Here is a 26938-nt window from a genome sequence, read left to right as displayed (position 1 = left end):
CCCATTACAAATTCGTGTAAGAATTTCAAGCATTCGCTTGGTACCAATTCTACAGTGTATACACTTGCCACAGGATTCTTTTCGCGTAAAATCCAGGAAAAATCTTGCCATATCTACCATACAGGTAGTTTCATCCATGACAACCATCCCTCCGGATCCCATGATGGCCCCAGTTTTATTGATGGAATCATAATCCACAGCCGTGTCTAAAAGATGGGCTGGTATACATCCCCCAGAGGGTCCCCCCATTTGAACGGCTTTAAACCCTTTATCATCCTTGATGCCACCACCGATATCAAAGATGATTTCTCTTAAGGAAATACCCATAGGGACCTCTACAAGCCCTCCTTTTTTGATTTTTCCTGTTAAAGCAAATACCTTTGTGCCTTTGCTCTTTTCACTGCCAATTTCTGCAAAAGCCTTTCCACCATTTCTTATGATCCATGGAACATTTGCAAAAGTTTCCACATTGTTAATATTGGTCGGCTTTTGCCAATATCCTTTTTGAGCAGGAAAAGGCGGTTTTAACCTAGGCATACCCCTTTCTCCTTCTAAAGATGCAATCAGAGCCGTTTCTTCTCCACAAACAAAGGCCCCTGCGCCTGCTTTGATTCTTAATTCAAAGCTAAAACCACTACCATTCATAATGTTTTTTCCAAGATATCCTTTTTCCTTTGCTTGGGCAATGGCTTTTTCTAGGCGTAGGATCGCAAGGGGATACTCTGCTCTTACATAAATTACACCCTCATTTGCTCCCATAGCATAGGCTCCTATGAGCATCCCTTCAATGACACTGTGGGGATCTCCCTCTAATATGCTTCGGTCCATAAACGCTCCAGGATCTCCCTCATCTGCATTACACACCATATATTTAGGAGTATCCAGGGATTGCCTTGCTGCATTCCACTTGAACCAGGTAGGAAAGCCAGCGCCTCCTCTACCGCGAAGATTTGCAATTTTGATTTCTTCTATGACTTCCTCTGAGCTCATTTCTTTTACGCATTTCTCTATCCCTTGATAACCTCCGGATGCTATGTATTCCTCAATAGATTCAGGATTAATCAAACCACAGTTTTTCAAAGCAATTCTTCTTTGTTTGTGAAGGATTTCCTCATCCTCCTTTTCTATGATATCGGTAGAATTCTTTTCTTCTATGATCTCTTTCGCCATCTCTGGTGTTACTTTTACATAGGTTATCTTTTCCCCATTCTCTCGTACAACCTCAACGATCGGTTCAAGATAACACATACCAATACATCCTGTCAGGGCTAGTTCTCCTTTTATATTACGGTCTTGAAGTTCTTGCTCAATGGCTGCATATACTTTATTGGCTCCAGCTGCAATACCACAACTCCCCTGTCCCACAATGATTTTCATTCTTTATACCCCCTTTTGCTCACTATCCTTAATCTCCTGAATAATCCTCCTTGCCTTATCTGGCGTAAGCTTTCCATAGGTATCCCCGTTAATCATCATAACAGGAGATAAGCTACAGCAGCCCAAACAAGCCACATTATGAAGGGTAAACAATTGATCTTCTGTAGTTCCACCTGCTTCAATGCCCAATTCTCCACAGATTGCTGCCTCAATGAGCTTTGAGCCATTCACATGACATGCGGTACCCTGGCATAAAGAAATTAAATATTTACCCACTGGTTCTAATCTAAACTGGGTATAAAAGGTAGCTACCCCATGAATCTTCGCAGCCTTAATTCCCATGCTGTCACCAATTTTCTGAAGTATTTCCTTCGGTAAGTATCCATAGATCTCTTGGGCTTCTTGAAGCACGCTAATTAAGCTTCCTGGAATTTGTCTGTATTTTTCCATTTTGGATTTTAGTTTTTCCCATTTTAACTGGGCAATTTCTTCACTTTCCATAATTTCTTTTTTTCCCATACAACAATCCATCATTCCACACCCCTCATCCCTCATCATGATTTTCTGAATCCTTTCAGTCTTTGGATCTTTTTATTTGCTCCATGACTTCACACCATTTTCTTGATTTACTTCCGCTTATGCTTTTTTAAAATCCTTCCTTGTAATGCATAAATATTTTACTAATTATACAGTATTTCTTGTTAAGTTAGCATTTTTTAAGATCTCTGTCAATGCAATATTTAAATATTCATACCAAAATCAGAATATTTATATATTTTCGAGAATATTTGCGTTGGAATTAAATCCTTTCCGTATGCTAATAAAAACAGGAAAACACCAGCAATGCTGGTATTTTCCTGTTTTACCAAATACATCATATTCAATGTTTCTTGACTTTTCCAGTACCTTCACACATACTGCATAATATTAGAAGTGAACATAATACGAATCCTCAGTAAGTGTAGAAAAACTATAGCCTTTCTTTTTTAACGCTTCAATGATTATAGGCAGCGCTTCCACGGTACTGGTTTTCGCTGCGCTATCATGAAATAAAATAATGGCATTCTCTTTCTCTTCCACATTCTTTAAAACTGCTTCAATAATAGTATCTTTGCTAGGGCATGCCGATGAGGCATCTTTCGATGTGACATTCCAATCAAAATATTGATACCCCTCTTCCTCCATTCTCTGTATGAGCTTCCTCATAAAATCCTTTCCTCCATAACGATGACTGACTGTATTATTGGATCCTCCAGGAAAACGAATGATTTTAGGTCTGATACCTGTTTCCTCGTAAATCAACGTTTCTAATTTTCGATGATCCTGTAGATAGCTTTCTATGGAGGTGTATATTCTCTCATAATCATGGCTGTATGTATGATTTCCTATGGCATGACCTTCGGAAACGATTCTCTTATATAGTTCTTTTCCTTGAGAAGCATTGGTGCCATTGACAAAGAACGTTCCATGAATCTTATACGCTGCCAATATATCTAAAATTTTTATGGTATTCTGACTAGGTCCATCGTCAAAGGTTAAATAGGCTCTTTTTCTATTGTGGATCTTCTTTTGTTGGTCTTCACAAAAAAATCCTGTTCTAAATCCTTACTATCTTCTTTTTCTATACGTTCTGTTATCTTTCCAACCTTGTGGTCCAATTCTTCTAATATCTCCGTTATTTTTGTATTTTGTGTCTTTAGCTCTTGGTTCATCAGCATCAAGGCATCATTTTGTCTAGTAAGCTGGCTGTTTGCTGTCATCATCCCTGTCAGTTGAATCCCCACGGCCATGATCCATAGTAAAATTAAGCCCAAGAACAATTGTTTTTCTTTTAAATTCTTTTCATCCGTATTCATTGGCATCCCCCCCTTTTCAATATATTCTGTATTCTCATTTTTATGTTCCTATTTCCATTTCCTCCATTCCATATTCAATGAGATGTTATATTTCACTTTGTTTTCCCTTTATAAAAAATCTTTTCAAGCAATTTATATGTGAAGATTTTTTAGGCAATACTATATAGTGGCATTCGAAATATAACTTTCTAAATCGTGTTAAAATTTCGTATATTACTGCAATCATTGTCCATTGCTCCATCAAAATTCTTTAGATGAAATTTCTATTGTCTAAAATTTTAAGGCAAAGTAAAATTCTCCAGCTAGAATTTATAATACTTAAAGCGCCTATTAATGCTTACAAATTCTATCCATATGCATCAGCAATATATGTTCTTAAACGAAGTAGAAAATAATTTTCAATTCAATGTTGAAAATTATCATATAAGTTGTATAATTTAATTCGGGAAGATTTTTCTTTGATCAAGGAAATCCTTTTCCCACTTTTGGCTAGTGGCACATCAGGAAAATTATGCATATATCATGCATAATCATCTGAGTGATCCAAAATAAATCTTAAGGAGATGATCTGATGTCAGTTGTTCAAAACGTTTTAGAGCAAGTGAAGAAAAGAAATCATGGCGAAGTGGAATTCCATCAAGCCGTAGAAGAAGTCCTACTTTCACTTGAACCTGTTATCGCAAAACATCCTGAGTTTGTAGAAGCAGGTATTCTTGAAAGAATTGTTGAACCAGAAAGACAAATTATCTTTAGAGTACCTTGGGTAGATGATCAAGGAAAGGTACAGGTAAACAGAGGATTCAGAGTGCAGTTCAACAGTGCCATCGGACCTTACAAAGGTGGATTAAGATTCCATCCATCCGTATATGTAGGAATTATCAAATTCTTAGGTTTTGAGCAGATCTTTAAAAACTCTTTAACTGGTCTTCCAATTGGAGGCGGTAAGGGTGGTTCTGACTTCGATCCTAAGGGCAAGTCTGATGCAGAAGTAATGAGATTCTGCCAAAGCTTTATGACTGAGTTATACAGACACATTGGACAAGATGTAGACGTTCCTGCTGGAGATATCGGTGTAGGCGGAAGAGAAATCGGCTACATGTATGGTCAATATAAGAGACTCAAAAACGCATATGAAGCTGGTGTTTTAACTGGAAAAGGACTTACATATGGCGGTTCATTGGCTAGAACAGAAGCTACTGGCTATGGTTTAGTGTACTTTGTAAGAGAAATGTTAAAAGAGCATGGACATAGTTATGAAGGCAAAACAGTAGTAATCTCTGGTTCTGGTAACGTTGCAATCTATGCATGCCAAAAAGCTCAGTCCTATGGTGCTAAAGTTGTTGCAATGTCTGACTCAAACGGTTATATCTATGACAAGAATGGCATCAATTTAGCTACTATCAGACAACTTAAGGAAGTTGAAAGAAAGAGAATCAGTGAATACGTGAAACATCATCCAGAAGCTGAATATCATGAAGGCTTCTCAAACATTTGGTCAATCAAATGTGATATCGCCCTACCATGTGCTACTCAAAATGATATCGATGTACCACAGGCTGAAATGTTAATCAAGAATGGTGTACTTGCAGTTGGAGAAGGTGCAAACATGCCTACTACAAATGAAGCCATCAAGCTATTCTTAGAAAAGGGTGTTCTTTTAGCTCCTGCTAAGGCTGCCAATGCTGGTGGTGTTGCAACTTCTGCATTAGAAATGTCACAAAACAGCATGAGATTATCTTGGACATTTGAAGAAGTAGATGCGAAGCTGGATGCTATCATGGTAAACATTTTCAACGCTTCTAAAGATGCTGCTGCTAAGTATGGTATACCTGGTAACTATGTTGCTGGAGCAAACATTGCTGGCTTCTTAAAAGTTGCCAATGCAATGATGGCCCAAGGTTTAGTATAAGATCGAGATAATTCAAGTTTAAGATAAAATCAGAAAAGGAACCCTTTTGGGTTCCTTTTCTATGTATAGGAAGCAACATTACTCTATAGGCAGACAAAAACACCCTCATAAATTATGAGGGTGTTGGTGTTATAATCGCTCTATACTATGCAACTAAATGCAATTTTTCAATTATAACTTAGTAACGTTTGCAGCTTGAGGACCTCTATCGCCTTCAACGATTTCAAACTCTACTGCTTGGCCTTCTTCTAATGATTTGTAACCGTCACCTTGAATTGCTGAGAAATGTACGAATACATCCTTCTCGCCTTCTACTGTGATGAATCCAAAACCTTTTTCTGAGTTAAACCATTTTACTGTACCTTTTTTCACGAGAAAACCTCCTAAAACATAAAAAAATTTTTAATACTCCGTTAGTCTATCATACTCGAACGAGCTCGTCAAGCCATGCTGTACATTTTTTCATGGTATGAATAACCTATTGCATTAAATCCTTTACCTAACTATACTTATGGGTTATAATATTATACGTAGTATTAGTACTAGATACTAATACTACGTATAATATTATTTTGGAGGGATTATTATGGAACTATATCAGCTTTTTAAAATCCAAGACATCTTGGAAAACAAAATAAAAAGCGCTGTCGATATGGATGAACATGCCCTAGGAAAAGATAATGTATTTGATCTGCGCTTTCTAGCCTTTCAAGTCAAGCTTGGTGAGATCGCCAATCTCACAAAATGCTACAAATATACGAAGGCAGAGAAAGTCATTCCAAGGGAAAAGCTCTTATTCCGATATGTAGATGCAATGCAGTTTTTGCTATCTATCGGCAATACCCATGACTTCAACATCATCGATGACAGCGTCCTTACGCCAGTAACCACAGAAGAACATACAATTAAGTTATTCTCTTGGATTTATGAAGATATCACCCATCTAAGATATGCTTTAGGAATTCAAAACTATGGAGATGCATTATCCGTATATTTGAGGTTGTTCTCACGGTACATTTCTCTTGGTAGAATGCTTGGTTTCACTTTCGAGGAAGTGTATCATTATTATTTATCTAATTATGCCGCCTAATTGTTACCTGACTACTTTAAACGTATCAATGATGTATATGTTCATCATTTTGGAGAAGATGATCATCTAAATAAAAACAACTGACCAAAGTTGAGACTTTGGTCAGTTGTTTTTATTTACGATATTTTAAATACGGCTCGGCTTCCTGAATCCGTGGTCATGACTTCTAATCTAGCATCCATTCGTTCCCGTAGCTCTGGTACATGGGAGATAATCCCCACAAGTCTGCCGCCTTGCTGTAAATCAATCAAAGCTCTCATAGCAAAGTCCAACGCCTCTGGATCTAATGTGCCAAAGCCTTCATCTACAAAAATAGTATCCAGATTAATTCCGCCAGAATATGCCTGTACCACATCGGCTAGTCCTAACGCCAGAGATAAGGATGCCAAGAATGTTTCCCCGCCGGATAGGGTAGTGACAGGCCTTTCGATACCCGTATAGGTATCAAACACTTCCAGGTCCAAGCCGCCAGCAGCATTTTTCCTTGCACGATCCATGGTTCGTCTTAAATGATATCTACCCTTGCTCATGAGCCTCAACCGTTGGGTTGCAGCATCGGTAATATCGTCAAGCAGCGTCCCCAGCACAAAGCGCTGAAGGGTTAACCCATATGGATTGTTTCCATTACTGATATCCGATAAATAGCCCACATTTCCAAATTCTTTCTCCAAATCGCGAATATGTTTATTTAAACTGTCTATTTCCTTGAATATTCTTTGATCATTCTTTATCTTTTCGGAGATGTTGGCTTGCAGCTTCAATATCTCTTCCTTTGCCTTTTCAGCCTCTTCCATATCTTGCTGAAGCTTTTCCAGATTCACTAGGCTTACACCTTCTGCAAGCTTGGTTGCTTTATCAAACTGTTCTTGTATTGATTGAAGTTTTCCGTCAAATCCTTTGATTTCCCGCTCCAGACTTTCTAAATCTCCTTCACTTCTCTTGGCTTGATCATAATCTTGATATTTTTCAAAGCCTGCGCCTAACAATCGATCTATAAACTTCTTTTTCTCTTGGCCATACTTTATTTGGATCTCATCCAGGGTCTTTTGCCCATTGGCCAACTCTACCTTTAAAACTTCCAAGGTCTTATCTGCAATATCAAAAGCTTTTTGAGTTTTCTCTTGGGCTTCCATTTCATATTTTAGTTGCGCTACAACTTTCTGATGGAGCTTTGTCAAAGCATCGAGGCTTCTTATTTCTTGAGGTATAGAGTTTTCCTCCTGTTGAAAAGCACCCAAACTGCCTTGATACTCTTCAACAAGTCCCTTTAAAGATTCTTCAGTTTTTTCAAGAATTTCCCTATGCTTATGCTGGCTGTCTTTCATAACTTCAATATTTTTCTGTACCTCTTCAAGCTGCGCACTTTGGTCCAGAGCCTGCTTCCATAGATTTTTTGCATTCTCTGCCTCTTGTTTTAGCTGCTCCATATCTATAGCTGCTTTTTCTCCTAATTCCTGTCCCAGAAGCTTTATCATGTTCAAAATTTTCTCTTTTTCCAATGCAGCTTTTCCAAGCTCAGCTTTCCACTGTTCCTTTACTTTCTCAAGTTTTTCTACTTCCAGCTGCTTCTCTTTTAATTCTGATTCTGTAGGCATCCATTCTTCCTTTATGGCTGGCTTTGGATGGTGGGTTGAACCACACACGGGACAGGGATCTCCTGAGGTGATTCCCTGGGCCAGTACCGCAGCTTGCCCCCTATTCCATATCTCTTGAAGTCCAAAGTATTCTTTTTTCTTTCGTATGTAAGCTTCTTCAGCAGACTCAGTTTCCAGAACTACTTTCTCATATTCCTTCTCCATCAAGGCCCATTGCTTCTCCTGCTGAACCAAATTCACCTTTTTATTGAAATAGCCCTCAACTTCCTTATATCGAGCTTCTAGGAAAGGAAGCTTGTGTCTATGCTCCTTAAGGATATCCAACAACCCAGTTTCCTTCACTATCTTCTCATCCAATTCTTTTAATTTTGCCTCTAAATCAGTTTTTTCTTTTAGGCTTTGATCATAGGCAATCTTCAGCTGTTGGATGGACTGTCTCCTCTGGTCAAGATTTCTCACCCGTTCTGCAAACCCTTCCAGCTCCATGATTTTTTTTCTCAGTCCCTCTCGAAGATCTTCCCGCTGGTTCTGTAACCGTAAGTTTTCTTCTGCATCCTTATATTTTTCTGCAGCCAAAACAAGTTCTTTTTGCTTTAGTGCCAGATTCTTTTCCCAACTTTCTCTATCCTTGCTAATAAGCCGAGTGATTTTTTCCATTTCCTCTAAGGTTGCTGCTTTTCTCGCCTGAAGAAGCTCCTGCCTTTTTTTCTCTATGGTGGGAATAAAGTTTTTTAGTCCCTGCAGTTCCTTTTCCAACAAGTCCTTTTCCTTCAGTTTTTCATTGTTTGCTTTTCCTAAGATAAACATTTCCTGAATTTTCTTTAGGACATCGACCCTAACCCTTAATTCTTCCTCCATGCCCTTCATTCTTGCTTCGTTATCTATAATGACTTTTGCCATCTCCTCTAGGGACTGACACCCGGACTGGGATAGGAGCAGCCTTTGATGCTCTTGATTTCTCTTGATTTCATCCCGAAGCTCCTTGGCTGATTTCTTTAGCAATTCTTCAATCATTCGATATAGTTCTGTCCGAAAGAGCTTTTCCAGGATATTTTGTCGCTCTACAGAGTCGGCCACCAGCAACTTTCTGAATTGTCCCTGAGGCAGCATGATCACTTGTCGAAACTGGCTACTTTTAAAACCAATGATATTCTCTATTTCCTCTGTTACAACCTTCCAGCCCGTTTTGAGCAAAACTTCCTCATCTTCTCCATTTCGTTTCCATAGGCTAGCGTCTGCCGTTTGCAGCGTTGTACCTGTACCCGATTTTTTAGGTCTCTCCTGCTCTGGTATGCGATAGATACGATAGAACTCCCCACGGATTTCAAATTCGAAGGTAACCTCTGTCATCTGATCAGGCTTTGCGTGATGACTCCTCATATTTTTTCCATTTCTCTCTGCTCCACTGGTATCTCCATAAAGGGCAAAACATATGCCATCTAGAATGGTAGTTTTACCTGCACCAGTGGGTCCGTGGATCAAGAATATATTCCGATCTCCCAACTCTCGGAAGTCGATGGCCTGCACCTCTGCATAGGGTCCAAATGCTCCCATGGAAAGCTTAATAGGCTTCATCTTAATCCCCCCTCATCATGCTATAATGTTGGTTGATGATTTCACCAAAGATTTTTGTTTGAGATTCTGTGATTTCCTGTCCCGTCACCTGCTTTAAAAAGGATGAAAACAAATCAATTTCTCTCATTTTCCGAAAGTTCCCCTCAAGCTTCACTTGTTCACTCCCCGTTAATATTTGGGGTCGCTCTATATGAAGCACATTCGGGTACACTTTTCTTAGTTTGCCCATTGGATCTAATAAAGCACCTTCATCTTTTAGCGTCACCATGAGATAGTCCTCTCTGCTTTCTCCATTTCTAGGACCTTTCAAGATCTCCTCTAAATATCCCTCAAGACATCTTAGATCCCTTCTGGGTCTTAATTCCACAGGTTCAAGGTTAATTTTCCCTGTGGCATCCATTTCAATAACAGCCACTTGCTTTCGGTGTTCCGCCTCAGAAAATGAATATTTCATCAGAGAGCCAGAATAACGTACATTTTCATTCCCTACCTTCTGGGGCCTATGCAAATGTCCCAATGCCACATAGTCAAAGTCCTTAAAATACGACGCATTAACCGCGCCAGAACCACCTACAGAAAGGGGGCGTTCCGACTCACTTTCCTCTCCCCCTGCCACGAATGCATGGGCGAGCAGCACATTTCTTTGTTGGGTATTGATTGTATTCTTCAGATGCTGCAATAGCTTCCCCATGGAATCATCGTGGACATGGATCTGATCATCCTTTAGCTTGTCCCTTACCACAGCAGGCTCCACATAGGGCAATGCATGAAAAAACACTGGTCCATGCTGATCATGGATGACAACGGGTTCTACCTCCATATTCAATTTCCCAATCATATGTAAGCCCTTTCCCTGCATCAGCCTATAGCCAAAGCCAAGACGATCAGGACTATCATGATTTCCTGCAATCATAATAATAGGGACCTGATAATCTATCAATATTTTTGATATCACATCATCCAATAAGTTGACAGCTTCCGTAGGGGGCACAGCCCGATCAAAGATATCTCCTGAGACCATAATCACATCTGGTCTGATGTCCCGGACCAGATCTGTAAATTGATCCAAAACATAGGCTTGATCTTCGGTCATATGAATGCCGTGAAACAGCCTGCCCAAATGCCAGTCGGAAGTATGTATCATTCTCATAGCTTCACCTCTTTGTCTAAATGGAACAAATATAAATATGCTTCCTTTACTTTCTTATTCAAAATAGCCTCCAGGGCATCTCGATACAGATCAATTTGTACACGATATTGTGTCACGATTTCTTCCACATTGTCCTGTCCCATATAGTCTGTCTTATAATCTACCAGCACAATGCCATCCTCTTCTTCAAAATAGCAGTCAATAACTCCCTGGATTAATAGGTTTTCCTTTAAACCTTCTAACTCAGGCACCACATCCTTGGCCTTTCCCATATAGTTAAAAGGAACCTCCCGAAACACTCTTGGAGATTGAAGTATCCTTTGGCCTATGGATGTTCGGAAGAATTTAACAATCTTCTCCCTATCAACGGAAGCAGCTTCCTCAGCCTTTAAGAGTTCCTTCTCTACCATTTCCTTGATTTGGATTTCTATCTCTTCCAAGGTATGGATTCTTCTTAGGTCTACATGCTGCATGACAAAATGCACAATGATACCTTTTTCAGCCCCCGTAAATTGCTTTTTTCCCTCCATAAACTTAGGCATCCTTGTCAAGGGAGGTATGGTATGGCCAAGGTACTCCAATTTTTTCGATGACAACCGTTTGATTTCAGAAACAGAAAGCTTAGAAGGTATTTTCGTAGCAACATCATAGGGGTATATCCAATTCAATCTTTGATGGATGACTTCTTTAAACTCAGAAGCTGTTTCCATATTGAAATTTCTTAATAACTCCTGAAAATCTCTCTTTAGAATATTCTTTTCCCGTTCTTCCCTGCGGACATCTTGGGGCCCCAGCAAAGTGATCTTCCAATGGGAAGGATCTTCTATGATTTTCCCTGGACGCCAGTGGGTGTCTACCAGCCCCCGCAAGGCTTCTCCATCCTGATGGCGCATGAGAGCAGGACAGACCCAGTCCAGATAACGCTTTGCCTTGGAAAGATGGAAAGGATTCATGGGTTTCATCCACCTTTTTACAGCATTTTTAACATTGGTGATAGAACCAATCAAGATCAGCTTGTCCTTTGGTCTAGTGTAAGCCACATAGAGAATTCGCATCTCCTCCGATAGGGTTTCCAATCGGATCCTATTTTTCATGGCAATCTTAGCAATGGTATCGGTATAGTGTCTCAGGTCAGGATCTACATACTTAGGACCCACTCCCAATTCCTTATGAAATAGTACCGGTGCATTGATGTCCATCAGATTAAATTGCTTTCCCATTCCAGCCACAAATACCACAGGAAATTCCAATCCCTTGCTTTTATGGATACTCATGATCCGCACCACATTATCGTTTTCACTCAAGATCTTTGCTGTTCCCATATCTCCGCTACTGCTCTGAAGCTTGTCGATAAACTTAATAAAATGAAACAATCCTTTAATTGAGGTTTTTTGGAACTGTCGTGCTCTGTCAAAAAGAATCCTCAAATTTGCCTGGCGCTGAATTCCCCCGGGCATAGACCCTACATAATAGTAGTAGCCTGTATCAATGAGAAGTTTCCAGATTAACTCATCAATATTCAGATACCTGGACGCATCCTTCCATGACCTCAACCGATCCATAAAGTCTCGAAGCTTTTTCTGGAGTTCATCGGAATCCTGTTCCATATATGCCTGTACCGCCTCGAAATAGGTTGGAGACTTGCTTTGTATGCGAATCTGTATTAATTCCTCTGTGGTAAAGCCCCCAATGGGTGAACGCATCACGCTGAGCAGGGGGATATCCTGTCTTTTGTTATCTACCAGCTTGAGTAGGTTCATAAAAATATTGATCTCAATGGTTTCAAAATACCCCGCATTCACATCGGCATAAGCAGGGATACCCTCTGCCATGAAAGTTTCTAAAAACCCTTGAGCCCAGCTCTTGGTGGTTCTTAAGAGAATAACAATATCTCGATATTCTACTTGCCGATACTCCTGAAGTTTGTGATCAAAGATTTGGGTATTCAATAATTCCTTGATCCTTTTGGCAGCGATCCTGGCTTCCATCATGGGATCCTCCAACGCTTCCAATTCTTCCAACAGTTCTTCTTCATCAAATTGGCTCCCTTTGTCCAACAGAAAAAGTTCGATGGAAGGATCTTCTATAGGCTGATCATCGGCGCCCTTGTATAGATAGGCACTTTCGTCGTAATCAATCTCTCCAAATTCCTTTGTCATGATATGTTTAAATATGTAGTTTACACCATCGATGATCTGTACTCTGCTTCTGAAGTTCTTACTAAGATCGATTCTTCTACAGATGGTCCCCTCTGCCCGCTCAAAGGTTTCATATTTCTGGATGAAAAGGGACGGATCTGCCAGCCGGAAACGATAAATACTCTGCTTCACGTCTCCCACCATAAAGAGATTGTCTTCTTTCTTTATATGACTTAAAATCGTCTCTTGTACGATATTACTATCCTGATATTCGTCCACAAATATATACTCAAATTTTCTCTGATATTCTTTTGCTACCTGTTCATGGGTTAAAGCATCTAAAGCAAAATGCTCCAAATCATTAAAATCTACAATTCCCTTTTCCTGCTTTTTCTCTTTATACAACTGATGAAAATCGTTGATCATCTGGAACAAATAGACCATATAGGGGTAGAGATCATTCAAATCCTGTATATAGGCCTCAGGTTTTTTACTGAGGACGCTTTCATGAATCCCCTTTAGAATATCCTTACCCTTTTCCCTGGCTGCCTTTACCTCATCCTTCAAAGTCTCTTCTACGCCCTTTGGGATTTTTCCCAACCGCTTGTGGTTTACGGTTTGAAGAACCTCATAAAAGCAAGACAGGCTTGTTCGGATTCCTATCAAAAGTTCCTCCACAATCCTCAGGTCATCTAGTATTGCCTCTCGATATCCTTCCGGTCCACCAGATTTCTCACACCCCAGCTTTCCTTCTTCAAAGGCTTCCTTGGCACCCATGAGTTCAACTTCAATCTGATCTCGTATGGCTTGATACCAAGGACTTTCTTCAAATTGGAATAAGTCCATAGAAAAATCCTCTATTTTTTCCTTCAGCCAGTTGAGGGGATAGGGTTGACTTTGAATAAATTCATAAAGCCCCATAACCAAACCTTGAAGGGGAAGATCGTGCTTGGTGGCACCAAATCTTTCCACAAGGCCAATAAACGTATCGTCAGACTTTTCATATTCTCCCTCAAAAAGCTCTTCAATGGCCTCCATCTTCATAATGCTAGTTTCTGTACTATCCCCAATCCGAAAATTAGGATCTACCTCCAAGAGATGGAAATATTTTCGTACCACATCGATACAAAATGAATGGAGCGTACTGATGGAAGCGCGATTCAGCAGATTCATCTGCCTTCTCAAGTGCTCTTCATTTTCATTGCCCTTCTCCATTTCCTGAAGTAACGCAGCTCCAATTCTTTCCCGCATCTCTCCTGCAGCAGCATTGGTAAAGGTAACGATCAATAGGCCATCTATATCTACACGATCTTTGATGATCAACTGAATAATTCGTTCTACCAGTACTGCTGTTTTTCCAGAGCCCGCCGCCGCTGCTACCAGAAGATTACTTTTTCGGGCATCGATGGCTTGCTGTTGTCCTTCAGTCCACCTTACCATCTCCATCTACCTCCCCTCTCCGTGGTGCCATTCGTTTCATGACTTCCTCGTCACTAAGCTTCTCAATATTCCGATATTGGTTGTCCTCAAGCAAATTATCAAATTGACAAATACCTTTGTAAGAACAAAATTCACAGGCTACCTGCTTATTATTTTTCGATGGCGCAATCCGGACATTACCTTTCATCATCTCATAGGTAATCTCCTTGACAAGTCCTCTCACATGGCCGATCAAAGCCGTAAAAGCTTCACCATCTATCGCCGAAGAATTTTTGTAAAACTCTCCATTTTTGCTTACCGCCACGGGAATAATGTCAGAATGCCCATCGATTTCCCGATCTAACTCTCGGACAATTCGCACATCCCGCAAGGCCAATCCTTTCAGCTTCAATCTTCTTCTTATTTCCTTCTCAATGGTCTCTGCAATCTTTTCATCGGTCTTCACCAGGGGATCATCAATTCTAAAATAGAAAACACCCGCCGGTATTGTATTCTTCTTGTTTGTATTCCCGTGATGGGACAAAACCGCATCCAAATAAATCATGAGTTGTAGTTCAAAACCATGATAGACATTGGATAGACTAAAGTCCTTCTTACCCGACTTGTAATCCATGATTTTTATATAACAGGCTTCATCCTCCTCCAGGATGTCTACCCGATCAATCCTTCCCTCAAGATACAGCTTTTCTCCATCAGCCAGCTCAATCTCTATAGGAGGGTAGTACCCACCTTGTCCAAAGCTTACCTCATACCCCATTGGCTCAAAACTGCTGCGTTTCAGATGCTCTGTCATGGTCCATACCGCTCTACGGCTAATCCGCTTTAATCGGTTCACTAAATATCTATAACGATGGGTACTGAACATCACCCCATGATTATAATTGGGTACAACCCCATCAATCACCCGATCTATCATCTCATCACACTGATTCTTGTCCAACTCTCGCCAGCTTTGTCCACTGTCTTTCAATGCCTTGGTGAAATCCTCCATGGCATGATGGAACAATTCTCCAATATCAGGGGCCTCCACCTTAAAGTAATCCCTCTCCTTGGGCTTCAATCCATACTTTACAAAATGGGCAAAAGGACAGTTCACAAATTGCTCCAGCCTAGATACACTGGAACGTATAGGCGTTTGGTATAGGGCCTTGGCCTGATAGTCTCCTAGGTAATCCACCTGGTTCTGATGAAAGAACCCCTCTGCAATGGCTTCTCTTTTTGCCTTCCATTCATCCTGTCCATAATACCACTCATATACATCCCACCACATAGCTTCCATGGGCTTTCCATCCAGATTCAAACGCATGTTTTCCACCAAATATTTAAAAGTGCTGTTTTTCGTTGCAATCATATGGAGCTGATGTTGCACATCGTTCACCACATCACTCTTTACTTGAATTCCTTTGAAGATTTTCTTCACCCTGTCCATGAGGATCGACGGACGCATGGCTTTTCCCTCTTGATCAGCCAGGGCGTAACTTAGCCATAGATATTCACTGGGACGGCTAAAAGCTGAATAAATATTGAACTTTTCTTCATATGCCTTTCGCTCACGATCTGTTCCCAGCACTAGTCCCATTTCCTTCATCACGAGCTTTTCCCTCTCTGCAAGAATGCCATCCTCATCCTTCCCTGAGGGTAAAACGCCATCATTTACACCAAGTACAAAAAGAGCCTTTATATCATGGCTTTTAGATCTTTGGATATTTCCAATCAATATTTGGTCGATGGTGGTTGGGATGATTCCCACTTCCAAAGAAGCAAAACCAGCATCCAAGATTCGTATGTACTCCTTTAAAGTGATCCGCTGTTCTCCTAAAATTTCTACCAGTTGGTCAAAGGTATCCAAGATAATATTCCAGATCTGGGCATTCTCATTAACATGCTCGTGCTGCCCTTTGTCTCGGAGTTCCTCCACCCAGTCCTGCAACTTTCCATGGACATCTACTTCTTCTAAATAATCATACAGGGCCCGAGTCATCTCTGCTACAGTCTTTTTACCCTTTATTTTCTTCTCAAGTTTTTCTATGGGATTGATCAGACGTACACGCCAACTGTTCACGCTTTCTATAACATCTACTTCTCCCCGATCAAAATCTTCCTTCCATCGATTGCCTTGTATCCCATATCGGAGAACATAGTTTTCCAGTTCCTCATATTCTTCACTGGATAACCCTCCAAATCCTGTCTTCAGCAATCGAAAGATATCCTCATAACGATATCCCCGCTGAATTGTTATCAACGCTGATAATAAAAACAAAATTAATGGATTATTGGAAATAGGCCTTTTTTGATCTAGAAAATAAGGAATCTCATACTCTTCGAAAACTCGCTTGATCAAGGTTCCATAGCTTTCCAAATCACCACACACCACTGCAATGTCATTCCAACGATGCCCTTTGTCCCGTATCAAATAAAGAATCTGGGCTGCCATGGTCTCTATCTCCGTATGGAGATTGATACCTGCAAAAAGTTCAAGGTTTTTTACCTCTCCTGGATAAGGTACATAAGGATAGGCATACAGCTCTCTCTCCAAGTGTAGAAGCTCGGGTGGCTTCTTGGAATCGTGGTAAGCCATGGCTTCCAGGTCAATGATCTCTCCCGGCAGCCCCAGATTCAGAGCAATCTCATGAAGTCGCCCATAGGTAGTTTCTGAAATTTTAAAGAGATCTCCATCCCTTTCCCGTCCTGCAAAGTCCATGGTAAAGCTAACAGTTATCCGCTTCGCCACCAGCATCAGTTTCTCCAGTATACGATAAATCTGTGGCGTAAAGCTATTGAAGCCGTCAATCCAAATTTCTGCACCTTGAAGGAATTGTGCTTGTTCGAGCTTATCCGCCATCATATTCATATAATCTTCCGTATCGATATAGTTTCCCTGTAAAGATTGGTCAAACTGTTCATATATGTAAGCAATGTCCTGGAGTTTGCTGCGAAGGATGCTATCCTCCTCTAACGCTTCTCCTTGTATTACTAAATCTCCAGGCTTCACATCATGCTGTTTCAACTCGCATAGTAGCTGACAGAACTTTTCAATAAAGCCTTCCTGTTGAGAAATTTTACGATAAATTGTCAGTTGCTTTTCACCAGCATCAATTACTTTCCTTAAGACCATGCTTTTTCCCTGGTCGTTGATATGTACCCTCGTACGGCCACCTACTTCATTCAACACATTGTGGGCAAGCCTTGTAAAGCTTAGCACTTCCACTTTGAGGATACCAGGAAGCTTCAGCTTCTCTATTAGATCCCGCTCTGCCTGGAGCGTAAACTGATCAGGTACAATCAAAATCAGCTTATGATCAGGATCTTCTTTCAAACGCGCCTTGATTTCTTCCAATATATAATGGGTCTTACCCCTTCCTGATCTTCCAAAGATATATCGAATGCTCATATCCTCCACCCCCTTTTGCTTTTCCAACTCAATTATACCATCTGAACAAAAGCATTTCATGCTCTAATATGTAGAAAATACCCTCCACCTTTGTAGGTGAAGGGCATCTTGTGAAATATTGGAAGTACTTTTATTTCAGTTTTTTCAAAGTAGTCATCATACTTTTGACTTTCGCTTCCTCTTCCAATGTAAATTCTTCCTTCTGTTGCAGAATAAAGGTTAACACCTTGTCCTCAAGCTTTAGCTTATAGTACAGCATGAACTGGCCCGTAGAATGATCCTCAATAAGGGCCCCATAGAGGGTACCTACACTTTTTAAATCGATGGTCTCTGTTCGCTCCAAATGAAGATAGGAATCCAAAGCTACTTCTTCCTTTAAGGTTTCTTCATTCACCTCAATACTTGAATCCAGAATCTCTCCGATATTTAAAATTCTTCCTTGATTATCTTTGAAAATTGTTAAGCTCATCTTTAATTGCTCATTTTTTTCTTCATTGGCTTTTTCAAAAGTCTTAGGCAGCTGAATACTCCAATCTTCATCCAAGCCTTTATATGTAAAATACTCTCCACTTTCCCCACAGCCTGACAATAATACAAACAGCATCATCAGTACTGCTACTACCCCCATTTTTCTCATCCTCATGCCCCCTTCAAAGTTATAGCTTCATTATATCACAGCATGATTTGAGCCTGTACATAAATTTGATACTGTTTTCAAAATATTATTTCAATTAAGTTGTAAACTGACAATAGGTTAAGGTTGAGACTGTAGGGGCGATTCACGAATCGCCCTTAGGCCCTAGAGATAAGTAGCGGGCGATCACTGATCGCCCCTACTGGAAAACGGACGTGCAATGCACGCCCCTACAGTTTTTTCTCAATCTTGATCTGTGCGCTTCCACAGCTCTATCTTTTTTTATAGCTCGCCTTTAATTCTTTATGGATCTTCTTCCACTTTTCCTTTTCTGCTGCCTGAGCTTGCTTATCTTGTTTTCGCTCTAAGTAGAGAAGTTCTCGTTGAAGTTTTCTGTAGTTGCTAAACCGCTCCTCACTTAGACTTCCGTTTGCCATGGCCTCTTTGATTGCACAGCGGGGTTCATTTTCGTGACTGCAATCCTTAAAAAAGCATTCAGTGGCTAGAGCCTCAATGTCCTCAAACGTCTCCCCCATCCCTTCATTTCCATGCCATAACTGCAACTCTCTCATCCCTGGCGTATCAATGATGAGCCCCCCACCTGGCAAAAGAATCAGCTCTCGGTGGGTCGTCGTATGCTTGCCTCTGTCGTCTCCCTCCCGGACCTCCTGGGTCTTAAGGACTTCCGTTCCCACCAATGTATTGATAAAGGTCGACTTTCCTACCCCTGATGATCCCAGCAAAGCAATGGTTTTTCCTTCTCCCAAGTAAGGATACAAATCGACAATACCTTCCCTTTTCAAGGAGCTAATCACATGGACAGGCACCCCAATGGCAACTTCCTCCACAGCCCTTACCTTTTCCTCCACATCGTGACATAGATCTGCCTTGCTTAGGATAATCACAGGATTTGCACCACTTTCCCAAGCCAAGATCAAATACCGCTCAATCCTTCGAATATTAAAATCTCCATTCAAAGCATTAAACAAAAATAGTATATCCACGTTGGCAGCAACGATCTGCTCCTCTACGCTTCTTCCTGCAACTTTTCGAGAAAACTTGCTTTTCCTGGGGAGTACCCCGTAAATCGTTGCTCTTTTCTCTTCTGGTCTTGCTGAAATCACTACCCAATCTCCTACCGCAGGAAAATCCTCACGTCCTACAGCCCCATGGCGCATCTTTCCAGATAATTCTCCTAATAACTCCCCATATTCACTATAGATCGTATACATATGGGTATGCTCAATGGCTACTCTTCCAACGCTATAGGTTTCGTCATACTGCTTTTCAAAATGAGATTGATAAAAATCATCCCAACCTAATTTTTTAAGATATTTATTCAAGCGATCATCCTCCATTATTAAAAATGAAAATAAAAATCCCATGGAAATTTACCAACCATGGGATATAATACATTGACAAAAAATCAAAAAACACGATAAACCTACCGTGTGTCAATGCTTGAGTCATACATGACTCCCTTATAGACCTATTGATGGTTCCTAGTTTTCTAGAAAATAGGTACAACAATAAAGCCTGTCCATAGGCTTGAATATTTTTAGCCACCTATTTTCTAAACCCTATTCAGTTATTTTACGATCACCTCTATGCTGAATGTCTTCATATATCATCACTCCTTTATGGATTATAAATTTTATAAAGAAACTATACAACTTTATTCTAATAAAACCTCATCTCTATGTCAAGGCTAGCTATAATTCACTTAATAAATGATTTGTTAAATACCATCATCCATTTACACCTCTAAAAGAAACCCTGTCAAATTTTTCATTGTCGTTTTTTGTCGGTTTATCATTGGAGGAATATGTATTTTTTTGTCTAATTATATTTATACGTGATCAAACAACTTGTAAAGGGCAAAGCTGCTGAAAGGTGGTGACGCAAAGCTACGGGTCTAAGGTGTAAGCTATGATCGCCGGGCTGCCGATGAGAATGCATCTATCCATGCTTTTTTCGGCATGGATATTTTTCTTTGCATGACATAGATCTTTACTCGTCATATAGTATTTTCTATAGGTTAAATCACGCTTCGTACCCAATAAAACATCTAAGGAGGTATACTATGAAAAAAAAACTAGTTGCAATGATGACCCTCATATTCATGTTTTCTTTATTTGTCCCTGCCTATGGAGAAGGCGCTACAGGTAGCAATATTAGCGTACAGCTTAATGGACAATTCTTAAATCTCTCTGAATCCCCAATCGTTATTGAAGGGAGCACCTTCGTTCCAATTAGAGATATTGCCGAAGCCCTAGGTGCATCTGTCCAATGGAAAAAAGACACCAAAACCATCATCGTTACAGAAGATACCAGCAGTCTATCCTTAACGATTAATACAACCAATGTAATCTTAAATAAGGATGGCAAAATCAGTGAGATTACTGCTCAGGCTCCCCCGTTCATCAAAGGAGATAAAACGTATGTGCCCCTAAGATTAATTTCTGAGGCATTCAATGCTCTTGTTGATTGGGATCAAGAAGCAAAAACTGTAGTTATCATCGACGGTGACTATTTCTTAGAACAACTTCATACAAAAGCTCCTATTTTCTACGAATTCGCTATGAAAAAGTACGCCACCATGAATACAGGAGAAGTAGAAGCCTTATATAATATGTATTTAAAGTTCACCGATCTTCCTTATGAAGAAGATATCGATCTTTCTGCAAAAGCTGATATCAAAGGACAGTTGAGTGAAAATAGCGGCGCCTTAGATGCTCTCATCCATTTACAGGGAATGTTGGGCAGTGATATAGACTTGAAGGACTATGAGAATATCTCTTTCAATTTGAAATTTGATAATGAAAATATTTATGTAAAGTCCAGCCTATTTAAAAAAGCCGAAGAATACGGCTATTCCATTGGTGACAAATGGTTGTCATTTGATTATGATGAGCTAGATATTCCCAATGTAACCAGCTATCAAGACTTGAAGGATCTTCAGAACCAAAACCAGACCCTCAACCTAACTGCACTATACAAGACTGGAAATATAAACTTAAATGTCAATACCTTCCATGAAATGAATGTGATCTTTGAAAGCTTTATAAAGCTTGTAGACAGTGATAATTTTAAATTAAAGCAGACAAAGGGATCTACGAAGGTCTACGAATACAGCTTAAACAAAAATGATATCTTAGGCTTTATTGTAAGTCTTAGCAGTTTATCTGATAAAGAGATTAGCTTCAATTTATCTGAACTTATGGAGCTTAAAGAAATAGAAAGTCTTTTCAGATTTGATTTAAAGTCAGAAACTACAATTCAGAATGATGTTTTGGTTGGAGAAAGTCTTTACCTTGATATGAACTTTGTAAATCCACAAGATGGTTCCTCATTTAGCTTGAAGATTGACGGAAACACCAATAGGCGCAACGTAAATGGGATACAACCGCCTATTCAAATGCCTGGGAAGGATGAAGTAATTTCCCGTTCTTCCTATCAGTATGTAGACAATAATGATCTATCCACCTTCACCGATTCAGATACTTCCGACATAGAAAATGCTTTCTATTCCTATTATGACGAGGAATATGAAGACGCCTTGGAATTTATTGATGAAGCGCTGGCTGTAGACCCTACTGATGATTATGCTCACTATATCAAGGCCATGATTTTAGTAAAATTAGATCGAGATCAAGAAGCTATCCAATCACTTGATAAAGCAATTCAGCTTAATCCTGAAAATATAGAGTATATCAAAATAGATGAAGCCTTTGATGATATTCGAAACCTTGAGGAATTCCAGAAAATGTTACAGTGATTTCCCATTATTATAGAAAGAGCCCTAAAGTACATAAAAGTCTACTTAGGGCTCTTTCTATATGTATTTTAGGGAAGTTATTGTACCTTTTAATGTTTATAAGCATAGTCGAGATTGCTTTCAATGATATTTTTCACATTCTCTGTCAGTTCATTTGATTCCTTCATGGAGAGATTTTCTGTTAGAACAGCTGGCGATATAATCACTTCTACCTTCGCTGCCCTAATCTTCCACTCACCCTTTGGCATCATGTCATAGGCACCCTTAATGGTAACTGGAATGATGGGTACCTTGGCTTTTAATGCCAGCTTTAAGCTTCCTGGCTTAAATTCTCCCATGGTGCCATCTTCACTTCTCGTGCCTTCAGGAAAAATCACCTGGGAATATCCTTCCTTTAATAATTCGGCACCCCTATTAATCGCTTTTAAAGATTGTCGAGGATCTCCTCGATCAATAAATACACACTGCATATATTCCATCCAAGTACAGAGGATTGGAATCTTTTTCAATTCCTTTTTTGCAATAAATGCCTTCGGTTTGTCAATAAATCCCAAAAGAATAGGAATGTCGAAATTACCTTGATGGTTGCTGACAAAAAGTACAGGTCCTTCTGCAGGTATATTTTCTTTTCCTATTACTTGAATACGAGCTCCCGTAAGATTCACCAAACGCTGGGCCCATCGTTGAGCTGTTTCATAAATGATCCTATCCCTTTCTGGAATACGTCCCTGCTGATCCAGTCTCTTCACCTTTATCAGAGCTGGTACTGTCCCTAGCAAATAAATCCCAAAATAAATAAACCATATGACTGTCTTAACCATAACCCACCCCATCAAAAAGTTTTACAATTCTCTCTTATATTCTATATCATTTTGTCTAATTTTTACAAGCCACTTTCCCAGTAGATTATATTCTCCTGGCCTTTTAAAAAATAAAGAAACGTCCCTGATTTAGGTATTTACTTAAAGTGTTTTACTGATAATAATTTATCTATTCCGTGTACATCTATTTCTATGTTATATAAAATTATAATTGAAAGAAGAAATATCTACCTTGCAAACGCTTCCATCATTTATACTAGTTTTATCTCTTATTTACCAATCATTGCTGTCACAGAGAAATTTATTGTCTTGAACAAGTTAGGAAAGGGGTTTAATACTATGACCAAATCTTTATCAACAAAAAATAGGAACATATCTACCTCCGTTACATTAGCCATAACAGCAAAGGCAAAAAAAATGAAGGCAGAAGGTATTGACGTGGTTAGTTTTGGCGCTGGTGAACCAGATTTTAAAACGCCCAAGCATATCAGCGATGCCGCTGTTGATGCCATTGAAAAGGGCTTTACAGGCTATACAGATTCTTCAGGTTTACCTGAGTTGAAAAAAGCCATATGCGATAAATTATTAAAAGATAACCATTTGCCCTATACCGCTGAAGAAATTGTTGTTTCCAATGGTGCCAAGCACTCTCTCTTCAATGCACTTCAAGCAATTTGCAATCCAGGAGATGAGGTCATCGTTCCGAATCCTTACTGGGTAAGTTATCCTGAACTGGTGAAGCTGGCAGATGCTACCCCCATATTGGTAGAAACGCCTGAATCCAACGGTTTCAAATATGATATTCAGAAATTAGAGAAAGCGATTACGCCAAAAACCAAAGCTATCATTGTAAATAGCCCAAATAACCCCACAGGAACCGTATATACAAAAAACGATTTAATGGAAATCGCAAAGCTGGCTGTAAAACATGACTTTTATGTAATATCCGATGAAATATATGAAGAATTGATCTATGAAGGAGAGCATGTCAGTATCGCTTCTCTAGGAGAAGAGATTAAAAATCTTACCATCGTAGTCAACGGAATGTCAAAAGCTTATGCCATGACAGGCTGGAGAATCGGATATACCGCTTCCAGCAAAGAGATCGCTCAAATCATGAAAAATATCCAAAGCCATGCCACTTCAAATCCAAATACAATTGCTCAATATGCAAGCATCGCCGCCCTTAAAGGTGATAAAAAAGCGATTCAAGAAATGAAGGATGCATTTTCTACCAGAAGAGATTATATGGTAGACAAGATTAATTCTATTCCTAATTTATCCTGTAGAAAGCCTGAAGGTGCTTTTTATGTGATGGTCAATATATCAAAATTGTTTGGACAGGTTTTAAATGGTCGACGAATTACAAGCTCTATTGATTTCGCTGAGTACTTGTTGGATTCTGTCAAAGTAGCTGTTATTCCAGGTGCTGGCTTTGGCTCGGATGATTATGTAAGACTATCCTATGCCACTTCTCTTGATAATATAAAAGAAGGATTAAGACGAATTGAAGAAGCGGTTACACTGGCTTAGACCTTTATCTGGATTCTATAATCATACATTCATATTTCGAGATTTTTTGTAAAAAGACGCGAAGAGGTTTCACTTCTTTCTAGTAAGCAAAGCTTCACTGGAAAGAAATAAAACCTCTTTTTTATGCTGATTCTATAGAGACTTACTTTCTTATGAGTTTGGATTCTATGGGACTGGAAAGGATCACAGAAGTCTGAGTGCTTCCTTTTTTCTTAATTTCATCAATCAGATTTTTAAGATCGCTCATGTTTTCTGTAAGAACTTTTATGATTACACTCACCCCACCCGTCACGTGGTGGCATTCAATGATTTTTTCATTTTTCTCTGCATAGTCGATGAAAGCTTGATAATTTTCCGGTGCAAGCCCTACGCTGATAAAGGCCATGATGTTTTTATTTAATTTTCCGGGAGCGATGATGGCCTTGTATCCTGAAATAACGCCGCTTTCTTCCAGCTTTCTTACCCTTTCCGCTACTGCTGGAGAAGTCATATTCACAGCTTTTCCCAAGTCTTTCATAGAAATTCTTCCATCTTTTTGCAATATTTCAATAATTTTATAGTCAGTATAATCCATAGAAATGCCCCCCTTAAAAAAATAAAGAAATACTCAGTATTTTCATTTTATATTAAGATATTTTCATTGTAACAATTTATATACGCCATGTACATACATTTCTATTTTCTATAAAATCATAATTGTATATAGTAGTTTATTTTTGGGAAAACGATTTTTTGCTAACACTAGAAATACATATCATTATGTTATAGGAGGGAAGTTTGATGAAACAGATAAGGATAACTGAGACTGTTTTGAGAGATGCTCATCAGTCATTAATCGCAACAAGAATGAAAACGGAAGAAATGACTCCAATTTTAGAAACCCTTGATAAAGTAGGTTATCATTCCCTCGAAATGTGGGGAGGAGCTACCTTTGATTCATCCTTAAGATTTTTAAGTGAAGATCCATGGGAAAGATTAAGAATGATTCGAAAAACTGTAAAAAATACAAAGCTTCAAATGCTATTAAGAGGACAAAACCTTCTTGGATATAAACACTATGCCGATGATGTTGTTTCTGAGTTTGTCAAAAAAGCTATCGCCAATGGCATTGATATTATCCGAATCTTTGACGCATTAAATGATGTAAGAAACCTAGAGGTGGCCTTAAAGACAACAAAAAAAGAGGGTGGTCATGCCCAGGCAGCCATCTCCTATACCATTAGCCCTGTCCATAACACAGATCTTTATTTAAAGATAGCAAAGCAGATGGAAGACATGGGAGCTGATTCTATTTGTGTCAAAGATATGTCAGGCATACTGACCCCTTATTATGCCTACGAATTGATATCTAAGCTAAAAAATACGGTAAAGGTACCAATCCAACTCCACACCCATTATACCAGCGGCATGGCGTCCATGACCTACCTAAAAGCCATCGAAGCAGGCATTGATGTGGTGGATTGCGCCATCTCGCCCATGGCATTGGGAACCTCTCAACCACCTACAGAACCATTGGTTGCAACCCTACAAGGAACAGAATATGATACAGGATTAAGCTTACAGACCCTAAATGAAATCGCAGAGCATTTCAGACCAATTCGGGATAAATACCTTGAAAGTAAACAATTAGATCCAAAAGTGCTGGGTGTTGATGTAAATGCCCTAGTATATCAAGTGCCTGGCGGCATGCTTTCAAACTTGGTATCCCAATTGAAGATGCAAAATGCCGTGGATAAATATGAAGAAGTGTTAAAAGAAGTTCCTAGAGTACGGGAAGATCTAGGCTACCCACCTTTGGTAACACCTATGAGCCAGATGGTAGGAACCCAGGCCGTGTTCAACGTGGTGCTAGGAGAAAGATACAAGATGGTGCCAAAGGAAATCAAGGCCTATGTAAAGGGTGAATATGGCAAAACCACCGTTGAGATATCGGAAGAAATTCGTAAAAAAATCATTGGAGACGAAGAAGTTATCACCTGTAGACCAGCAGATCTTATCCCACCACAACTGGAAAACATCCGCAATGAGATGAAGGAATATCTGGAACAGGAAGAAGATGTGTTATCCTATGCCTTATTCCCTCAGGTAGCGATAGAGTATTTCAAGTATCGTCAAGCTCAAAAGTATAAGATAGACAGTAATTATGTGGATAAAGACCAAAATACCTATCCCGTATAGAATATGCAATAAAAACCATCATCCTTACATGGGTGGTGGTTTTATTTTATTTCTTTACATGAGAATGGTCCCAATATTTTTATTTTTTTATAGGAATATAGTACCAAAACTTTTTTCTTTTCACGTATATTCTAGTGTTATTATATTATTTATCCATAAAATCAATCATTATTGCTAAAAATGGAGGTTATCAGCATGCTAGAGAAAATATTGATTACTGTGATTGAAGACTATATTACCCTGTGCGATTTAATGCTCACCGAAGGGAAAATTAATGAAACACAATATGAAGAATTAACAAAACAAAGAAAAGAGTTTCTCAATCACATCGCCTAACGTCCCTTGCTTTTTTTATTCTTTCAGCTCGGCCAAAAGTAAAGGATAGATAGAACTTACGCAGATTGCGAAAATAAAATTTATCCAGTAGATGCTTACAATGAAACCATCACGAACATCGTATGATGGTTTCATTT

19 protein-coding genes and 1 riboswitch are annotated in these 26938 nt (G+C 39.4%); of the genes, 6 read left to right on the top strand and 13 right to left on the bottom strand.

Features of this window, described 5'->3' with window-relative positions; all coding sequences use genetic code 11:
• From HNQ80_RS18550 to HNQ80_RS18535, 4 genes are all read right to left on the bottom strand, one after another.
• Positions 1–1377: (2Fe-2S) ferredoxin domain-containing protein (locus tag HNQ80_RS18550; RefSeq protein ID WP_184312171.1), on the bottom strand; the 1377-nt coding region annotated here is incomplete at its 3' end.
• Positions 1378–1380: 3 nt separating this feature from the next.
• Positions 1381–1908 carry an NADH-quinone oxidoreductase subunit NuoE gene (gene nuoE, locus HNQ80_RS18545; protein ID WP_184312170.1) on the bottom strand — a complete coding sequence of 176 codons (528 nt, stop codon included), beginning with the start codon at positions 1906–1908 and terminating at the stop codon, positions 1381–1383.
• Between the two features lie 396 nt (positions 1909–2304).
• Positions 2305–2877 carry a polysaccharide deacetylase family protein gene (locus HNQ80_RS18540; protein WP_330602949.1) on the bottom strand — a complete coding sequence of 191 codons (573 nt, stop codon included), beginning with the start codon at positions 2875–2877 and terminating at the stop codon, positions 2305–2307.
• 35 nt (positions 2878–2912) lie between these two features.
• Positions 2913–3233 carry a hypothetical protein gene (locus tag HNQ80_RS18535; RefSeq protein ID WP_184312169.1) on the bottom strand — a complete coding sequence of 107 codons (321 nt, stop codon included), beginning with the start codon at positions 3231–3233 and terminating at the stop codon, positions 2913–2915.
• A 571-nt stretch (positions 3234–3804) separates the two neighbouring features.
• Here HNQ80_RS18535 and gdhA point away from each other — a divergent pair.
• Positions 3805–5142, top strand: coding sequence for an NADP-specific glutamate dehydrogenase (gene gdhA / locus HNQ80_RS18530; protein ID WP_184312168.1), 1338 nt, complete (start codon positions 3805–3807; stop codon positions 5140–5142).
• A gap of 171 nt (positions 5143–5313) precedes the next feature.
• Here gdhA and HNQ80_RS18525 read toward each other — a convergent pair whose 3' ends face one another.
• Positions 5314–5514, bottom strand: a complete 201-nt coding sequence (locus HNQ80_RS18525; protein WP_184312167.1) for a cold-shock protein — start codon at positions 5512–5514, stop codon at positions 5314–5316.
• 214 nt (positions 5515–5728) lie between these two features.
• Here HNQ80_RS18525 and HNQ80_RS18520 point away from each other — a divergent pair, with 214 nt between their 5' ends.
• Positions 5729–6232 carry a dUTP diphosphatase gene (locus tag HNQ80_RS18520; protein WP_184312166.1) on the top strand — a complete coding sequence of 168 codons (504 nt, stop codon included), beginning with the start codon at positions 5729–5731 and terminating at the stop codon, positions 6230–6232.
• A 116-nt stretch (positions 6233–6348) separates the two neighbouring features.
• Here HNQ80_RS18520 and HNQ80_RS18515 read toward each other — a convergent pair whose 3' ends face one another.
• The 6 genes from HNQ80_RS18515 to rsgA all read right to left on the bottom strand — a co-directional run bounded on the left by HNQ80_RS18515 (position 6349) and on the right by rsgA (position 19498).
• A complete protein-coding gene (locus HNQ80_RS18515; RefSeq protein WP_184312165.1) occupies positions 6349–9402 on the bottom strand; it encodes an AAA family ATPase in 3054 nt (1017 codons plus the stop codon).
• Position 9403: 1 nt separating this feature from the next.
• A complete protein-coding gene (locus HNQ80_RS18510) occupies positions 9404–10552 on the bottom strand; it encodes an exonuclease SbcCD subunit D (protein WP_184312164.1) in 1149 nt (382 codons plus the stop codon).
• Positions 10549–14130 (bottom strand): helicase-exonuclease AddAB subunit AddA, encoded by a 3582-nt coding sequence (addA, locus tag HNQ80_RS18505; protein ID WP_184312163.1) that lies wholly within the window; start codon positions 14128–14130, stop codon positions 10549–10551. The genes HNQ80_RS18510 and addA overlap by 4 nt, the downstream gene beginning before the upstream one ends.
• The gene (gene addB, locus HNQ80_RS18500; protein WP_184312162.1) at positions 14114–17521 is read right to left on the bottom strand and encodes a helicase-exonuclease AddAB subunit AddB; all 3408 of its coding nucleotides are present in this window, start codon (positions 17519–17521) and stop codon (positions 14114–14116) included. The genes addA and addB overlap by 17 nt, the downstream gene beginning before the upstream one ends.
• Before the next feature lie 130 nt (positions 17522–17651).
• On the bottom strand, positions 17652–18158 hold the full coding sequence (locus HNQ80_RS18495; protein WP_184312161.1) for a hypothetical protein: 507 nt from the start codon (positions 18156–18158) through the stop codon (positions 17652–17654).
• Positions 18159–18427: 269 nt separating this feature from the next.
• Positions 18428–19498: a ribosome small subunit-dependent GTPase A gene (gene rsgA, locus HNQ80_RS18490; RefSeq protein ID WP_243183392.1), complete on the bottom strand. Its 1071-nt coding sequence runs from the start codon at positions 19496–19498 to the stop codon at positions 18428–18430.
• 523 nt (positions 19499–20021) lie between these two features.
• Positions 20022–20104, top strand: a riboswitch (cyclic di-GMP riboswitch).
• A gap of 134 nt (positions 20105–20238) precedes the next feature.
• Here rsgA and HNQ80_RS18485 point away from each other — a divergent pair.
• Positions 20239–21933, top strand: a complete 1695-nt coding sequence (locus tag HNQ80_RS18485; protein ID WP_184312160.1) for a stalk domain-containing protein — start codon at positions 20239–20241, stop codon at positions 21931–21933.
• Positions 21934–22022: 89 nt separating this feature from the next.
• On the opposite strand, the gene HNQ80_RS18480 is transcribed toward HNQ80_RS18485, so the two are convergent.
• Complete coding sequence (locus HNQ80_RS18480; protein WP_184312159.1) at positions 22023–22754, bottom strand: lysophospholipid acyltransferase family protein; 732 nt, start codon at positions 22752–22754, stop codon at positions 22023–22025.
• Positions 22755–23093: 339 nt separating this feature from the next.
• Between HNQ80_RS18480 and HNQ80_RS18475 the strand changes: the two genes are divergently transcribed.
• The gene (locus HNQ80_RS18475) at positions 23094–24287 is read left to right on the top strand and encodes a pyridoxal phosphate-dependent aminotransferase (RefSeq protein ID WP_184312158.1); all 1194 of its coding nucleotides are present in this window, start codon (positions 23094–23096) and stop codon (positions 24285–24287) included.
• Between the two features lie 142 nt (positions 24288–24429).
• On the opposite strand, the gene HNQ80_RS18470 is transcribed toward HNQ80_RS18475, so the two are convergent.
• The gene (locus HNQ80_RS18470) at positions 24430–24861 is read right to left on the bottom strand and encodes an Lrp/AsnC family transcriptional regulator (protein WP_184312157.1); all 432 of its coding nucleotides are present in this window, start codon (positions 24859–24861) and stop codon (positions 24430–24432) included.
• Between the two features lie 206 nt (positions 24862–25067).
• Here HNQ80_RS18470 and HNQ80_RS18465 point away from each other — a divergent pair, with 206 nt between their 5' ends.
• Together HNQ80_RS18465 and HNQ80_RS18460 are read left to right on the top strand one after the other, a co-directional pair.
• Positions 25068–26465 (top strand): oxaloacetate decarboxylase subunit alpha, encoded by a 1398-nt coding sequence (locus HNQ80_RS18465; RefSeq protein WP_184312156.1) that lies wholly within the window; start codon positions 25068–25070, stop codon positions 26463–26465.
• 195 nt (positions 26466–26660) lie between these two features.
• A complete protein-coding gene (locus tag HNQ80_RS18460) occupies positions 26661–26801 on the top strand; it encodes a hypothetical protein (RefSeq protein WP_184312155.1) in 141 nt (46 codons plus the stop codon).
• Positions 26802–26938 lie beyond the last annotated feature (137 nt).

Origin of the sequence: Anaerosolibacter carboniphilus (genome assembly GCF_014205875.1) — a bacterium.
In the GTDB taxonomy this organism is placed as follows: domain Bacteria; phylum Bacillota; class Clostridia; order Peptostreptococcales; family Thermotaleaceae; genus Anaerosolibacter; species Anaerosolibacter carboniphilus.
This window is presented reverse-complemented; position numbering and strand designations above follow the sequence as displayed.

Bases quoted from the DNA above. Each gene is read 5' to 3' on its own strand.
- nuoE (WP_184312170.1), bottom strand. From the start codon at position 1,908: ATGGATTGTTGTATGGGAAAAAAAGAAATTATGGAAAGTGAAGAAATT.
- HNQ80_RS18535 (WP_184312169.1), bottom strand. From the start codon at position 3,233: ATGAATACGGATGAAAAGAATTTAAAAGAAAAACAATTGTTCTTGGGC.
- gdhA (WP_184312168.1), top strand. From the start codon at position 3,805: ATGTCAGTTGTTCAAAACGTTTTAGAGCAAGTGAAGAAAAGAAATCAT.
- HNQ80_RS18520 (WP_184312166.1), top strand. From the start codon at position 5,729: ATGGAACTATATCAGCTTTTTAAAATCCAAGACATCTTGGAAAACAAA.
- HNQ80_RS18515 (WP_184312165.1), bottom strand. From the start codon at position 9,402: ATGAAGCCTATTAAGCTTTCCATGGGAGCATTTGGACCCTATGCAGAG.
- HNQ80_RS18510 (WP_184312164.1), bottom strand. From the start codon at position 10,552: ATGAGAATGATACATACTTCCGACTGGCATTTGGGCAGGCTGTTTCAC.
- addA (WP_184312163.1), bottom strand. From the start codon at position 14,130: ATGGTAAGGTGGACTGAAGGACAACAGCAAGCCATCGATGCCCGAAAA.
- addB (WP_184312162.1), bottom strand. From the start codon at position 17,521: ATGAGCATTCGATATATCTTTGGAAGATCAGGAAGGGGTAAGACCCAT.
- HNQ80_RS18495 (WP_184312161.1), bottom strand. From the start codon at position 18,158: ATGAGAAAAATGGGGGTAGTAGCAGTACTGATGATGCTGTTTGTATTA.
- HNQ80_RS18485 (WP_184312160.1), top strand. From the start codon at position 20,239: ATGAAAAAAAAACTAGTTGCAATGATGACCCTCATATTCATGTTTTCT.
- HNQ80_RS18480 (WP_184312159.1), bottom strand. From the start codon at position 22,754: ATGGTTAAGACAGTCATATGGTTTATTTATTTTGGGATTTATTTGCTA.
- HNQ80_RS18475 (WP_184312158.1), top strand. From the start codon at position 23,094: ATGACCAAATCTTTATCAACAAAAAATAGGAACATATCTACCTCCGTT.
- HNQ80_RS18470 (WP_184312157.1), bottom strand. From the start codon at position 24,861: ATGGATTATACTGACTATAAAATTATTGAAATATTGCAAAAAGATGGA.
- HNQ80_RS18465 (WP_184312156.1), top strand. From the start codon at position 25,068: ATGAAACAGATAAGGATAACTGAGACTGTTTTGAGAGATGCTCATCAG.
- HNQ80_RS18460 (WP_184312155.1), top strand. From the start codon at position 26,661: ATGCTAGAGAAAATATTGATTACTGTGATTGAAGACTATATTACCCTG.